This is a genomic window from Edaphosphingomonas haloaromaticamans, from assembly GCF_001853345.1.
Lineage (GTDB): Bacteria > Pseudomonadota > Alphaproteobacteria > Sphingomonadales > Sphingomonadaceae > Sphingomonas_E > Sphingomonas_E fennica.
On record NZ_MIPT01000001.1, the window covers coordinates 2,124,250 to 2,139,905 of the forward strand.

Sequence of the window (15,656 nt, forward strand, 5' to 3'; positions counted from 1 at the left end):
CATCATTTCGTCAACGTCAGGCCGCCTCTCAGGTCCCTCTCGGCGGGTGGGCTGGTCGCGCGGACGTGCCTTGCGGCGGGCCTGATCCAACGCTGCGTCGCCATGTTCAAGCAGAAGCTCTTCGACTGCGAGCGACACCGCGTTCTCGAACCGGCGGGAGCGCTGCCAGCGAAGGCCGTGGAGCCACCGCTTCATCATGATCGGATCGAGCCGGAAAGGGGAAGAGTAAGGGTCATGTCCGCGGAAGCGACGTCTCGCTTGCGGCAGGCGCTGGAGCTGATGCCGGCGCATCCAGCTGGACGGCGATGCGGAGCGGCAGCAGCATGTCGCGCGGCGGCGCGGCCGCGAGCTGCTGGCCGACGATCAGCGCCTGCATATCGGCATTGGCCTCCGCATGGGTGAAGGCAGGATAGTCGATGCGTGAGATTTTGCCGTCGCGCTCGATCCAGACCTTGATGACCAGGGGCGCGGTTGCCGCGTCTGGTGCGGGTCGGGTCGCATCGAGATAGGCGCGCAGACCTGTCACCGGCTCGTTGTGCGCCTCGAGCCAACCGGTGATGGAGGTTGTCGCGAACTCGGCGTAGCGCACCCATTCGACCGGCGCGGCCGAAGGCGCGACACTCTGCGCCGCAACAGGCGTGGTCGAGGCGATCCCGGCGCCGACAAGGGCCGCAATCCAGCGTGTGACGCGGGACAAAGGTGAGGATTTGGAGGTAGACCGCATCAGCGCGCTCCCAGAAACATGAGGCCGACAAGCACTGCGGCTGCGACACTCACCATGCGATAGAAATGAAGCTCGAAAGCGCCGACCGGGCGGCTCCGCTTGACCGCCCGGACCCGCGCCCGGCGCTTTTGTTCGGCAACGCAATCAGCACGGATCGCCTGGACCCAGCCCGCTAACCCGCGAACGCCGGCGACCGGACCCTCAGACACCGGCGCCTCCGCCGGCGATGATGCGCGGCCGCCAGTCCCGGCTACCCCGAGGGATGCAGGCGCCGGGGATGGCGTTCATGTAGGAATCGACCATGGCCTCCGCCTCGCGGTAGAGGATTGCGATCGCGCCAAGGGCCAACAGGCTGGTGATGAGAACCCCCAGCATGAAGGCCGCAAGGGCAATCAGGATCGTCCCCATGGTCGCTTCCCTCTTTCCGGCCTATCGCTGCGCTGGCGCCTGGACGGCTGGCTGTTGCTGCGGCAGGCGCTCGCGTTCGAAGCTGATGGTCTGGATGCGGGCATCCAGCGCGCGCACGACGTCCGCTGTCAGATCGTTGGCGAAATTGCCGCCGAGCGCCGCGCCGCGATCGAACAGCAGGCCGCAATTCTTGGCTTGATAGACCTGGGCAATGACCGGCTGCGCTTCGGTCGCGATGCGCTCCAGCGCCTTGGCGCGGGTCGCGTCGATCTCACGGCTGGAATGGGCGGCCTGCGTTTGCAGCGCCTGCCAGTTGCGCGCCAAGGTTTCGCGGCGCTGACGGTTGGCCGCATTGTCGGGCTGACCTTCGAGTGCGCGTGCTTCGGTTTCCAGAGCCGGGCGCTGCCCGTCGATTTCGGCCTGAGCGGCGCGGGTCAGCTCGGCCAGACGCGCAGACGCGGCCTTGCCGACAGCGGCATTGGCGAAGATGGCTTCGCGCGAGAGCAGGCAGACACCGGGCACGACTGGGCCGCCAAGGGGCTGCGCGGCTGGGGCAGCGGCAGGTGCCTGTCCGCCACCGACCGTCTGCGCCCAGGCAGAGGCGCCTGTGAAGGCGGAAGCGAGAATAAGGGCGGAGAGGAGAAGAGGACGGCTGTTCATGATACGACTTTCCTGGACTTGTTGGACTTTGCCGGGGCGTCGGCCTCGGCAGTAGCGGGTTCGTTCGAAGCACCTGACGATGACGGTTCCGCGACGAGACGCAGCGCCTGCCGATCGACCAGCGCGCGGAAGCGGTCGAGCGAGGCCAGGTGATGATGCACGAGCGCAAGCAGGCCTTGCTTGTGCCAGGCAACGACCGTCTCATCATCGAGGCCTGCAAATTTCTGAGCGTCGACGATCAGGAAGTTATTGAGACCCAGCTTGCGGCCATCGGGCAGGGTCGCATCCGCCCGCCGGTCGACCAGCAGATCCTTTTCCTTCAGCGCATCCGTGAACAGCTTGGTCAGTTCCGCTTCCCGGCCGAACGCTGTGCAGAACTCCAGCGCCTGCTGCGTCAACGCGGAGGGCTTGCCGTCCTCGAACAGCGCCGTACCTTCAGTCCCGCCCTGGACGACCCGATCCGAACCGCTGTCGATCGACAGGGCAAAGCCGTCGGGCTCCTCGGTCCTGACGAAGGTGAAGGGATATCGGCGGACATAAGCGGGGATGTAGCAATCGCTCGCCCAGCGGCCGTCCTCGACGAAGAGATTGGTCGGCTCCAGGCCCAGCACGACGATCGGCTGCGCGGTGTCGCCGGCGAATAGGACCGGATAGCTACGTGCCGCCGCAACGATTTCGCTCGCCACGATCGGCAGGAATGGCGTTTCGGCCGCGAAGGACACATCGCCGGCCTTCAGGCGCCAGTCAGCGTGAACGGTCGAATGGAGCGGCTGCAAGGCCTTGTAGAAGAGCGGAAGCATGGGGGCAGCGGTCGAGGCCGCAGCATTGGCGTTGTCTGCCATGATTAAACAATCTCCGAATGAGGTAGTCCGGGACGGCGGCAGTGGACTGCCGCCGTCCCGGTGGGAGCGGGCCGACCATTCGGCCCAAACTGTTCGGCTTACTCGCCGAAGCCGAGGAAGCGGACGTTCAGGATCGTCGGGATCTCGGTCCGAACCTGCGGCCGCGCCCGCTCGGCCAGCTCCGCCGCCTGATTGGCGACGGCGCTGGAGGCCGAGGAGGCCGAGGTGAGCGCGCCGGTATTGACCGCCGCGACCACCGGGATGCCGGCGGCTTCGCCCTGCACCTTGATGTTGGCGGCGTTGAGCACCTGGAGCGCGGCGAGGTTGATGTTCCCCGACACGCGGATGCCCGCTTCGCCCGCATCGATCGTGCCCAAAGGCGCGATCAGGTCGATGTCACCGGCCGGCACCTCGGGAATCGGGTTCAGCGTGGCGATGCCCGCGCCGGACGAGGGCACCTGCGGGGCGAGGCGAACATTGCCATAGGCGTCATATGTGCGAAGTGGCGGGGTATACAGCACCGTGGTGTTCGCCCCGCGTCCGGCGTTGATGTCGCCCTCCTCGGACCAGCCGAGGATGCTGCCGCCATAGGTGGTCATGATGCGTGAGAGACCGAGCAGGAGCGATTGTTCGCTGAAGATGCGGATATCGCCACTGCCCTGCGTCATGACGCCGGCGGTCTTCTGGTCCTCGTCGGTCATCACATTCTGAACGCCGACGACGATCTGGCCGCCGGGCGCCATCATTTCGATGTCGCCGCCGAAGTTGGTGCGAACGCCCGAGCCGCGATACATGATGATATCGCCGCTGCGGTCGATGACATTGCCGTCTGCATCCTTGTCCGGGAACAAGGTAGCGACCGCGAGACGCCCGCGAAGATAGGAACCGAGGCGCGGGCCATCGGCGTCGTTATATTCGCGTCCGCCTTCACGCAGTTCCGAGAAATAGACCTGCCGCAGGAAGATGCGCTGTTGCTCCGGTGAGAGACCGTCGAACCGCTCCTGCACCTGTGTCAGTAAGCCGGACTGCGCTTCATTCAGCGACGCTGCGCCATCGGCATAGCCATAGTCGAACATATCGGTCGAGCGCAGCAGGGCCGAGAGATTGCCCTGGTTGGTCGCCGCATCCTTGAAGCCCAGGGCCGAAAGGCGCTCCCCGAGCTGTGCGGCGGGAAGCTTCACGCCATTCGCGTCGACCAGCCCATTAGCGGAGACGAATTCGGCAAATGAACCCTCAGCGACGTAGCCGTAACGGTCGAACAGCCAGGCGGCGAGTTCGGCGTCATAGACCTTCACCAACTTGCCGACGCTCTCGACAATGCCCTCGTCGGTCACGCCATTCTGTTCGCCCAGAGGACGCGCCGGATCGGCCAGCCGAGACGGATCGAGATAGAAGTCCCGCACCGCATCCCAGTTCACGCCGGTCATGCCCGCTATCAACGCGATCGAGGCGCCATCGGACGTATCATCGGCCCGGATCGGCCCGATCGAGGTGAAGGAACCCCGATCCTCCTGGAGGATGTTGCGCCCCGCTGTGACCTCAAGCGTCCCCGGACCGGCAATGTCGAAGTTGCTGTAGATGATGTCCCGACCGGCCGAAATCACCGAAACATCAGTATCGTTGCTGTGGACGATGAGATTGGATGCGCCCACGGTGCCGCTTGCAACGATGTCACGCCCAGCAGTCATGCGCAGCGGGCCTCCGCCGACATACCAGTCCAACAAGGTGCGCCCACTTCCCGAATTAAAGCTGAGCATTTCACCACTGCCCAGGCCGACGATATCGCCCCCGACAGCATAGATTCGCACAGGAAGTCGATCAGCCCAGTTCGACGACGAGACGGCAGCTGAGTTGGGTCCGAAGGCGAAGAGCGAATATGTATCGTTCCACGTCTTGAGTTCGCCATTGTTGGTTGCGTCGATTGCCGAACCATCGAGCGAGAGGTTCATGGCGCGTTCGCTGTACCGGCCATCTTCGCGTCCGACAAATGCCGGGTTAAATGGTGTCGGCAGGAGCGTGTCGGTGAAAGACACGCTGATTACATGGCGCGACGCGAGGTTTGAGGAACGTGTCAGATCGCCACCATAAATGGACCCTGCTGCCAACAATGAGAGTTCGCCGGAAGGCGAGGGCGAGAGGCGGTCGCGGGTCACGAGATCATTCGTCATGCCTGCCGATGCGCCGAAATAGAGATCTCCGCCCATCGCCGTGACCCGCAGAATCGCCGGCCAGGTGTCGGCAATGTCGGCCGCGGCGATCAGTGTCTGGCTCGTTTCGATCCCATGCTTGCCCGGCGCGATGTCTCCGCCTGCCGACTGTAGATTGATGGCAGTGTGATCGGTCCAGAGGCTGAACCAGCTGTTGCCGCCGCCCCCATAGTTGACCCCATTCACCGTGAAGGGCTGCGTATTGAGACCGATGCTGCGTGTGGCGTCGCCTGCGCCGGCAATCACCTGGTCGCCAAGGGTCCGCACCGTAAAGACTGAATCGCCCGGCACCAGTGTGACACCCGATAGCGCCTCCGCCTTCGTGGTCTCGAACGGATCGGTGCCGCGCGGATCGAGCGGATTAGGAAGAGACATTGAGCGATAGCCGGCCTGTACGGCGCCGATCGAATCGGCATCAACACTGGTCGATCCCCGCAGGTTGACAATGCTGCCACCGAGGCTGGCTTTGGCATTGGCGGCATCACCTTCGACATAAGGATTGAGCGCCCCGCCGATCCTTATGACCATGTCACCGCCCCCGGTGAGCCTCAGCGTGCCGTCCGCTGCCACACGACCGGTCGAACCAACAGCCAGAACAAGGCCTTCGCTACGACTATCACCATAGTTAAATGAAGTGTTTTCACCGCCACGCTTGGCCGTGCGGCCCGCATCTCCGCCAATACGAACTGTCAGATTGCCTCCGCCAAGCGTGCCGAAGCCGGTAAAGCCGGTTATTGCCGGGTTCGCAATGCTGCTGCCATTTGCCGAGGAAACATAGGTGCCGAAGTTGATCCACCATGCCGTCGGGATCTTTTCATCCGTGACGGCGCCACCCGAACCCTGCCGCCACAACCAGTTGCCGGCGACCGCACTCGATTGATAGCTCTGCCCGTTCTCCAGCATGCGGAAACCCAGGATATCACCGACTAGATCGCCGCCGGCCGTGATCGCCAGATTGCCCCCACCGTCAGGATACCAGGCATGATAACTGGCAAGGGTGGCCGAATAATCTGTATCGCCGCCAAGCACCACGCCAGTTGGCAAGGTTCCACGCCGAAGGTCGTAGCCATCGCCCGGATCGGTCGCCGTGCCGGCAGTATAGATTCCATAGAGCGAGGACATGCGGATGTCCCCCGCCGCCGTCAGCGACAGATCGCCCGTACCCGTTCGGATCACGCTGATACCCGGCGCGACATAATCATATCCCGTCCAAACCTTCGGCCCACCGCCTTCCTGAACGAGGCACAAATCAGGGAAGGGAGCGCACCAGGCTGCTTGTTCATCTTCTGACACGGGCTCGCCCGCAGGCATTCCCAGCCAGTTGTCAGGCGCCCAGACAATCTGGTCGCCGCCTGTCTGTTTCACGGCGCACAATGTCGAATCATATTCGCACCATGACGCTTCCTCTTCCGAAACCGGCGTGCCGGGCTCATAGCCTAGCCAGTTGCCGTCCGCCCAGACGAGTATCTCGCCACCGACTTCCTGCATGGCGCACAATGTCGAGTCATACTCGCACCATGATGCCTCCTCTTCCGAAACCGGCGTGCCCGGTTCGTAGCCCAGCCAGTTACCTTCTGCCCATACGAGTATCTCGCTGCCCGTGCTACTGAACGTCGGCGTACCACTATAGTGGGTGTCTGCCAGCCGAATCGTCCCGACCGAGGCCGGATCGAGCGCCTTGCGATCAGCCGAGGCGACATCTGCCCCAGCAACGAGTTGGAAGCTCCAGCTGCTGGTGCCCGAAGCCAGCATCGGGGCCACGGCCCAATTGCGATTGATGAATCCCTGATCGGATGGACGGAGGTTGATACCAAGATCATCGACAAGTTGAACGTCCGTCATTGACGGGATGAGGGCCCCACGTGGCAAAGTGATCCGTTCGTTCGTCACCATTTCGACCGGCAAGGGCGCGCCCTTGGGCCAGATCAAGGCATCCACCGCTGCGCTGCTGGAGAGCGCAGTGCCCGCGCCCAGCTTCATCCCCGGCGTCAACGTCACCATATTGTCGAGCACCATCCCCGCAGAATAAGCCACCGATCCATCGGCATTATAGATGTTGGCGGATAGGGCAGATCCGGCGCCGAGCGTGAGCTGTCCAGTCAGCGCCACGTCGACCGGCAGCACCGTGCCGGCGGGAAGAGTGAGAGCGCCAACGGGCACGTCATAATTCAGCGTCGCTTCCCGCGGGAAAGTCGTTCCCGTATCCAGCACGACACCGTCGATCGGAATGATGATATCCCCACCAAAGGGAGTGAGGCCGCCGACGAGTCCGTTAGGACCTTTGGTTTCCGTGAGCACCCATCCATCGTCATCAGCCGTGGCGGCGGGTGGCGCGAAACCGTCAGTGATGCTGCCTAGGATGTTGAGGTCGCCGGCGGCCCGCAGCACCAGTACGCCCGGCTCGCCGAAACCGCGCAGCGCCGGATCGATCCGGTTGGCTTCCGGTCNGTAACGATAGCCCGACATATCGAGGTCGCCGAGCACCGTCAGCGTTCCTGAAGGATTGACCGCTGCATTGCTCACGATCTCAACACCAGGGCGCAGATGATATTGTCCCAGCCCCGCCAGGCGAGCGGAAAGCGCTGCATTGCCCAACGCCAAATTGATGAAGGTGGTGCTGTCGAGGTCAATCCGGTCGAGATAAGCCTGGGTGACAAGCTGGGGCCGTTCGCCGGAAACGTCCGGCAGATCGGCCAGCGGCGCATCGTCATAAGTGCGGAAGGCATTGACGGCGATCGACTTGGCGCCTTGGATGTCTACCATGCCGCCCACGTCTATTGCGACGTCGTCCGTTGCCGTGCGCTGCGCGTTCAAGTCGAGCGAGCCCCGTGCTGCGCCATCGTTCTGGCCAGGCACATCGGTACCGGCACGCAGGTCAATCCGCGCGCTGTCGCCGAGGACCAGCGTACCCGCCGTGCTGGAGAGATCGACAACCGCGCGGTTGGGGCTATCGATAATCTGACCATAGCTATCTACGCGAAGACCCGTGCCATGGGCATCGAGCGCGCCGTTGACGACGAGATCGCCAATGGCCGCAAGACGGATTGCGCCGACCCCCTGACCGCTGGCATCAATCGTCCCCTCGATGGTAAGGCTGCCACCATCGAGCACAATCTGAACATCTTGCGCCTTCACGCCGTCACCCACGGTGAGGTCACCTTGTCGGATGCGAAAGCGCCTTGCTCCGAAAACCTCGCCTGCGTTAAGCTGGGTGTTTAGCTCTCCGAAATCCGCAAGGGACTGCGCCTGGACCGCCAACTCCGCTCCGTTGTAGGCGATTTCGGAGCCTCCGGCATCGGCCCTGCCCGTAGCGGAACCGAGAATCGTACTCGCCAGATCGACATGTCCGGCACCTGTGCCAAGTGCGGTGACACTTATCGTGCCCGCGCGATTGTTGACGGCGGACAGGTCAATGATCGAACCGGCGCTGGCAGAGATATTGCCGCCCGTGCTTTCCATCAGAAGATCGCCGCCCCAACTATACTGCGTGACGTCAACCATCTCGACCGCTCGACCCGAAAGATCGATGCGAGCCAGGTCGCCGAGCACGAGGTCGCCGCTTGCCGACAGCGTGAGCTTTCCCGATGGCAGGATCACCGCGCTGTCAATCGAAAGGTTGCGACCGTAAATCGCCAGCTGCGCCCCCAGCGCATCGCTGGCGACCTCACCCGCCACGCCCTCCGGCGCCATCACGCTCACGTCGCCGCCTGCCCTCACGGTGAGCATCGATCCGGCTTCCCCGGTCAGCACAGGAGCAGTGACGACAAGGTTGCCGCCCTGATAATCCCAGCCCTTACCGGTCACATAGTCGCCGCGTGTTTCATAGACCGAAAGCATGCTTTTGCCGCTGCTGACAATACGCTCGGCTGCTGTGAGGTTGACTTGCCCGAAGCCGAGCACAAGCCGCTCATCGATACCCGTGGAAGATTGGGTGTTCGCCCCATGACCGAAGAGGATCGAGTTCGCCCGGATATCAAGCATGCCCTTACCCAGCAGACCGGCGACCGGAGCGCCTGCCTCACCGTCCGTGCCGGTCCAGATGAATTCGCCCGCGTGGATCGTCGCGACATCGCTATCGGCGCCATAACCAAAGATAGCAGGCGTGCCGAACACGAGTTGATCGAGCGACGAGGCATCAAGGTCAACCGCGCCATAGACATTGACCGCTCTTGTTGCATTGAGCTCCAGCATCTCGACCGCCGGCGCGTGCGTCGCGTTATTCCCCGCCAGGATCTCGGCAAGGCGGGTCTGGTTGAGTTCCAGCCCATCCGGCAACTGTCCGCTTGCCTCGGCTGCCGCCAGCGCCGCACTCTCTCCCAGATTTACCGAGGATACGCCCAGTACCAGCCTGCGCGTACCATATGCCACCTTCTTCTCGATGGTGAGCACGCGATTGGTCGCAAGAGCGATGGTCCCTTCGGACAGGAGTTGCGTCGTCCGGTCGCAAGCATCGGTCACGCATGCTCCAACATTAACGTAGAGGCCATCGGGAGAATTGGGATTTTCTTCCTGAAGGAACAGATTGAACCACCCGTTGGAGAGGGCCAGCACGCCGAGGCCGCCGAAAATATAGCCGTCGTCGGAATCATAGCTGGATTCACCCATGCCAATGGTGCTGAGAGTGGCCCCTTCCTCGATCGTCAACGTGCCCCCGTCATTACCCATGGACTTTGAACCGGCCATAATAATGTCGGCGGCGGAGATCGCCGCGCCGCTGCGGATGGTTAGCGAACCCTCGCCATTCACAGTGACGTAGCGGCCGCTCTTGCCATACAGGCTGGACAGCGTGGCATTGAGGATGAGGCGCGGCGCTTCGAGCGCACTTAGCGCGCCCGCATCAACCGACGCGGAATCCAGCCCCGCCGATGCTTGCGCGCCGGTCGCCACGACCTCGCCGATGCCACGCACCTGCACCGCGCCAGCGTAGCCTTCGCTATCCTTCGCAGCCGCAAGATTCACGTCGCCCAGCACTCGCAGCGCCAAGCCGTCCGCGCTGTCGGTGCCGCGGGTGAACGCAAGATCCAATGTCCCGCCATCGGAAGTCATCATCGCGCGCGGCATGCCCAGTCGGGCGGCATCGGCCGCGACGAAGGCGTTGTAGCCCATCTCGTTGTAGCCGGAATGCGCGCGTACAGCGTCCGCGGAAGTCAATGTCACCCGTCTAGGCAGGGTATCCCGTATCGCGGTATTGGCGATGCCGAGTGTACCCTGCGTCAGATAAGAGCCGTTGCCGATCGCATTGACACCCGAATAGCCGCTGGTCATTCCCGCACCGATCTCAACACGGAAGGCGCCTGGCAGCAGCGCGTAACTGGATGGCATCAGCGTGTATGTGCCGGCAGCGAGACCGGGTACGCTCTCAAGGATTGTGATCTGTTGCCCAACCACCGGATTCCCATACCCAGCATCGGGCGCGACGGGAGCGTAGGAAGACCTGCTTGAAGGAACTATCGCGTAAACGGCATTGCCACTCGCGCTCGCGCCATAGCCTGGGTTGGCATTGATCAGCGCGGTCTTGAGGATATCCACCGATCCGCCCCGTCCGCTCATGAAGCCGGCGCCGGCAAGATCCCCACCGCCCGAAAGATCGAGCAGCGCTCCGCTTTGCACATCGAGACGAGCGGACTTCACTTCGAGGCCATGACCCCAGTCCGTACCGCTGATGGCGGTGAGTGCAACGGGCGAACCATTGTAGTCATATTCGATGCCGTCGACAGTTCCGCCATAAGGCATCGTCAGTCCGGCGGCACTGATCGAGGTCTCACTGCCTGGAAGCAGGTTGACCAAGGACGTGACTTGTCTGTTGAAGGTCGAACCGATCGTAATCAATCCGAAGGGCGCGCGCACCACGCCGCCCTGATTGATGGTTTCGGCACCCAAGGCTAGCATGCCAAAAGCGGAATAGGGCATTTCGGCAATACTGTCGTCGTAGCGGAGGATCGTTAAACTGCTACCTGCCCGAAAAGCCTCACCCTCTCCCTGATAGCCACTCATGATTCTGCCGCCGACACCCGTTGCCGGATATATTTGCGCTGCTGTGAGGGTAATGTCGCCCGAGGAAGACAGTTCCGTAGTGGCATTGGTCGGCAATCCGCGCCCCGGCGTGCCTGCAAGCATCCGCAGGTCGCCGCGGCTGGTGAGATCGATCTGCGCGAAGCCGCGCCGATCCAATATCTCACCGGTCGATTGATCGGCAGTGCGGGCGCCGAAGCCTACCCGATCGCGCACATCGATCAAATCGGCTACGACCGAGAACAGCGCGTTCGTTGGCGCCTGCGATATGCCGTCGCCCCAGTGAAGCGAAGGCATCTCATAATGCTCAGGACCTATGCGCGTCGTGCCGGCCAGGCGCAGGTAAGGAGTCGCAATGGATACCCGGCTATCCTCTGCGGCGGCGACCGTCAGCGCATATGTGCCCGCATAAAAACGAGCGCTCTGGCCCAACGAGAGTGTGACGCTACCGTCAAACGACAGCGCGCCGTTCACCAACAGCGAGACGTTGTCGAAACCGCCAGCCTCGATCCTGTCGGCTCCGAAATATCCGGTCCCCGCGACAAGGTCACCATGAACTCCATTGACGCCGAAACCTTCAGGAAGCAGGCTTTCGCCCTGCTCCTGCGACAGTATGAATTCACGCGGTCGGAGCAGGTCCGCATACGCTTCCCCCACACGATAGGCCGCCGATTCCAGCGCAAGGCCAAGCGTTCCGCCCGCAGCGCCTTTACCGCCGGCCTCGGCCTTCACAGTGCCGTCCAGATAGAGCCCGACATTGGATTTGGCGACAATCGTACCGCCGTCACTGACAACCTGCGTCGTAATAGAGGGCATACCCATCGTAGAAGGAAGGTCGAGTGTCGCCTGCGTACCGGAGGCATCGAGTAGCGCACCAGTTTCGATGACGATGAACGCATCCGCAGCCTTGGCCGAGCCGGTGTCCTCCCAATCAAGGCCGCCACCGAGGGCGATCGTTCCCCCATCCGCAACAATGCCGTAACGGCGCCCCAGCCTGTCCACGGCGGTAGCAGAGCGGGCGGCGACATCGATCACAGCTTCGCTGCCGATACGAATCAGGCCCGGTTCGGGAGAACCGTAGCCATCAGAAACGGCTGTCGCCAGGCGAGGAACATCCAGCGTAACATTGCCTCCCCAAGCGTAAAGGCCGCCATCGACCGCAATATTTTTGCCTAGCAACGTGATGGATTGGCCAGGATCGACATTTATCGCAGCTTGGCGTCCAATGAGAATTCCGCCAATAGCCTCATCGCTTCCAGCCGGCGCTCCCAGCGTGGCGGAGATAGTCAGGCTTGCTCCCCCCCGCCGGGTCAAAACGCCATCTACCGGATTTTCCAAATAGGTGGGTGGCGTCCAAAGGTCGAGCGCTTCGGACAGCGGCGCGCCGGTAGCCGCATCCGGCGCGAATTCGCCAAAAAGCAACACCGGCATGACTACGGACAGATCCGTGCCATCGGCCACTGTCACGCCCTTGCGTCCGACTAACTCGTAACTAGCGAAACCGGTCTGAAAGATCGCAGTATCGACTTGTGTGCCGCCCTGTTCATCGGCCGCGCCAACAGTGAACGTCTTGCCGGTTTCGAGATGTAGCGTGCCGCCGCCCAGCACGCCGACGCCACGTATTTCCCCGTCGAGCAGGAGCGTGCCATCCGGCGCAACAATAGCATTATAGCCATCCGCAACGAGCGAAACGTCACCGCCGGCTCCGCCCCTTGTATCATTCTGGGCGAGGATCGCTCCACCAGATGAAACATCTATCAGGCTGCCTTCCGCCAGAGCCAGATCATGGGTAGAGGCCAGGGTGACTTTGCCGCCATCGAGATAACCCAGCTTTCCAGTGTCGGAAGCATTGAGGGCGGTATTGACCCACAGGCCGGTGAGATCGAGCGTTACGCCTTCACCGACCGCGATAAGCGAGCCCCCATTCCCATCCAGGAGAACCTGTGCGCTGCTTCCATAGTGATTGCTTGCCCGGTTGGTCGCATTGATCGAGCCACTATGGGCGGTGACGTCCGCATTGAAGTCAATCGTTGGCGCAACCAGCTTTAGCGCCCCGCCATCGGCCAGTGTCAGGGGATTGTCGATGGCGATCACGCCGGTTGTTTCGATGTTGAGACCGCCGAGACCAGCCTGATTGAGCAGGCCTGCGTCGAGCCAGGCGGTGCCGTTCCGCTCTTCAGGCAGTGCGTCCCCCGTCGCGAGATGCTTAGCGATGCTCGCAACATCCGCGATCTTCACCTCCACTGAATAGGGGTTGGTGTTACTCACCAACAGGTCATAGCGCCCTAAAGCCAGCGACCCCGGCTGCGCGCGGGTATGCTGCGCCACATCATAGCCATCGGTGATGCCATCGGCGCGCGCATTGACCTGCCGCTCGCCCTCGATCACCTCGGCGATGATATCGCCTTCCATGATGGCGGTCGGCGTCGAGAGAATGAGCTGGCCCGCGTCGCGCCCGACCGTATAGCCATCACTCCAGCGCCGCACGCTGCGCGCGCCCGATATCGGGTGGGACCAGACCTGGGTGTATTGTTCGCCCCAGCGCGAATGCTCGCGCACGAAGGCATCGCCCCAGGCGACCATCTTCATGCCGGCCGGCGCATTGGCGAGATCATAGAGCTTGCCGTCTGCGCCCAGCACACGGGTCGAAAGCACCCAACCGGCCTGGTAGTCGAGGCTGCCGCCGGATATGTCGAAGGTCGCGCCGCGCTGCGCCACCACCTCATTGGCAGCGAGCGTGATCGTGCCGCCGATCGCCGCCCATTCACCGATGCCATGGGCCATATTGTTCAGATGACCACCCACCTCGAGCAGGCCGCCCTTAGTGTACCAGCGATCGCCTTCATAGCCGCCGGTGCCGTCCGGAAGCAGAACCAGGTCGCGCACATCGATCCAGACGTCGGTGCTACGCAGATTGGCGTTCTCGCGGTTCTCCGGCGAATCCCGCAGCTCATTACCCTGAATGTTCACAAGGATGGAGTTGGACTCCATGTCGAGGGCGATGCCCTGAACGCCCGAGACGTCGATCAGCGCCCCGTCCTCGGCGGTGATGCGTCCAGCCGCCTGCACCGCGACCTGACCACCCTGGGCGCTGGTCTGCGATCGGCCTTCGAACACGACGTCACCGCCGGTGACAATTTCGATGCGCGACTGGTCCAGGCGATCGGCGAGCAGCGAGCGATCGTCAAACCCGCCATTGGTGGTTGTATAGCGATTGGTATTGGCGGTCTCGCTCTGTTCGATCAGCGAGTCCCGCTGGCCGTTGAGCGCGGTATCCTCACTATCCAGCTCCGGCAGGATGATCGTGAGACCTTCGCCGGACCCCACCACCTTGCCGTCGACATCGCTCAGTTCCCAGCCGCTGGCGAGCGTCACCGAGCCCTCGGCGTCGCTCACGCTGTTCAGCAGATGGATCGTGCCGCGCTGGTTGACGCCGGTGGTCGCAACGAGAACGCCTTCCTGCCGGATCGTGCGGCCAGCCAGCGTGATGTCGCCCTGGGCAGCTTCGATCAGGCCGCGGTTGATGACTGTCCCGCTGGTGGACTCGGCATCGATCAGCCCGCGCACCTCATTGCCGCGTGTCGTCGAATATTGGTTCTCCTCGGTGCCGTAGCCCCGACGGATGATGAAATCATCGCCGGCCGACAGCAGGGTCTGGCCCTTTGCCGTGACGATGCTGCCTTCGTTGGTGACCTCGGTTCCCATGAGCATGACATAGCCGCCGCCCTGGGTGGCGCTGGCAGGCGCATGGGTGGTGATCTGCGCTCCGGCCTCGATCGTGATCGCGCCGCCCGCATCGCGGAAGGAGGGCAGATAGTTGGCGCCGGAGAGCTGCGAATAGATGCCGCGATTGGTGTCGAGGAAATCGCTGTCGAGAATATTGGCCGATGAGGCGATCAGATTGCGAACATTGACCACGGACGTGCCGCCGAACAGCACGCCGTTCTGGTTGAGGATCAGCACCGTGCCGGGCGCGGTGAGCGTGCCGTGGATCTGCGAGGGGCTGGCGTCGCGCACGCGGTTGAGCACGACGGCGTCGGCGCCATAGGCCTGGTTGAACACCAGATCGGTTTCACGGCCGATATTGAAGCTGTCCCAGGTGAGGATGGCGCGCTGCTGGTCCTGATCGACCGTGACCGTGGTGCGCCCGTCCTGGCCAGCGCTCTCAACCGGATCATTGGCGCCTTGCCACAGATTGGGATCGATCTCGATGCCGGGCGCCTGCCGAAGCCCGCCCTGGCCGATGCCGTTGGGGATAGTGTTGATGGCGTTCTGCGCGGCGATACGTGCCTGCACCTGCGCGTCGTTCATCTGGGCGCGGGTCTGCGCCGCGCGGCGCATCGCCTCGACTGCCCGCTGGGTGGCGCTGTTGCGCTCGGTCACGCGCTGCGCTTCGGCCTGCGCGACGCGGGCGGCCGCTGCCGCCGGATTGCCGCCGCCACGGCCCTGGCCGATGCGGTTCGATTGCGCCTCGGCGGCGCCGGCGAGCAGAAGGGAGCCGATCGAAGCGCCGATGAGCAGACGCGTGCGAAGCGAGTGGTTGGTGTTCGTCATTGTTTTGGCTCCAGCATCGTTGCGGCAGGCGTGGCGGCCGCATGTTCTTGAATGTCGCGAGAGGTCGGGATGGCCGCGCCGGGCGGGCCGTCACCGAGCAGGAAGGCGGCGAGAAAGAAGGCCAGCACCCATGGGACGGTGCGGCCAAGCTCCTCAGCAAGAATTGCGCGGGTCATCAGCGCGGTCCCCGTGTCGTGGGCGGACGGCTGTTCGGCCGCTCCGGATGGACCGACCGGCCCAGCGCATCAC

General features: G+C 63.2%; 6 protein-coding genes. All 6 read right to left on the reverse strand.

The features are described 5' to 3' along the window. Nucleotides 1-232: 232 nt before the first annotated feature. Nucleotides 233-724: a hypothetical protein gene (locus BHE75_RS09870; protein WP_015460394.1), complete on the reverse strand. Its 492-nt coding sequence runs from the start codon at nucleotides 722-724 to the stop codon at nucleotides 233-235. A gap of 201 nt (nucleotides 725-925) precedes the next feature. Continuing rightward, the gene (locus tag BHE75_RS09875) at nucleotides 926-1,132 is read right to left on the reverse strand and encodes a hypothetical protein (RefSeq protein WP_015460395.1); all 207 of its coding nucleotides are present in this window, start codon (nucleotides 1,130-1,132) and stop codon (nucleotides 926-928) included. 21 nt (nucleotides 1,133-1,153) lie between these two features. Beyond that, nucleotides 1,154-1,792, reverse strand: a complete 639-nt coding sequence (locus BHE75_RS09880; RefSeq protein ID WP_015460396.1) for an OmpH family outer membrane protein — start codon at nucleotides 1,790-1,792, stop codon at nucleotides 1,154-1,156. Next, nucleotides 1,789-2,634 carry a SapC family protein gene (locus tag BHE75_RS09885; RefSeq protein ID WP_015460397.1) on the reverse strand — a complete coding sequence of 282 codons (846 nt, stop codon included), beginning with the start codon at nucleotides 2,632-2,634 and terminating at the stop codon, nucleotides 1,789-1,791. The genes BHE75_RS09880 and BHE75_RS09885 overlap by 4 nt, the downstream gene beginning before the upstream one ends. A gap of 98 nt (nucleotides 2,635-2,732) precedes the next feature. Beyond that, a complete protein-coding gene (locus BHE75_RS09890; protein ID WP_070933757.1) occupies nucleotides 2,733-15,407 on the reverse strand; it encodes a filamentous haemagglutinin family protein in 12,675 nt (4,224 codons plus the stop codon). Continuing rightward, nucleotides 15,404-15,583 carry a hypothetical protein gene (locus tag BHE75_RS09895; protein ID WP_070933758.1) on the reverse strand — a complete coding sequence of 60 codons (180 nt, stop codon included), beginning with the start codon at nucleotides 15,581-15,583 and terminating at the stop codon, nucleotides 15,404-15,406. The genes BHE75_RS09890 and BHE75_RS09895 overlap by 4 nt, the downstream gene beginning before the upstream one ends. Nucleotides 15,584-15,656 lie beyond the last annotated feature (73 nt).

Coding starts and splice junctions, on each gene's coding strand:
- BHE75_RS09870 (WP_015460394.1), bottom strand. CDS start 724: ATGCGGTCTACCTCCAAATCCTCACCTTTGTCCCGCGTCACACGCTGG.
- BHE75_RS09875 (WP_015460395.1), bottom strand. CDS start 1,132: ATGGGGACGATCCTGATTGCCCTTGCGGCCTTCATGCTGGGGGTTCTC.
- BHE75_RS09880 (WP_015460396.1), bottom strand. CDS start 1,792: ATGAACAGCCGTCCTCTTCTCCTCTCCGCCCTTATTCTCGCTTCCGCC.
- BHE75_RS09885 (WP_015460397.1), bottom strand. CDS start 2,634: ATGGCAGACAACGCCAATGCTGCGGCCTCGACCGCTGCCCCCATGCTT.
- BHE75_RS09895 (WP_070933758.1), bottom strand. CDS start 15,583: ATGACCCGCGCAATTCTTGCTGAGGAGCTTGGCCGCACCGTCCCATGG.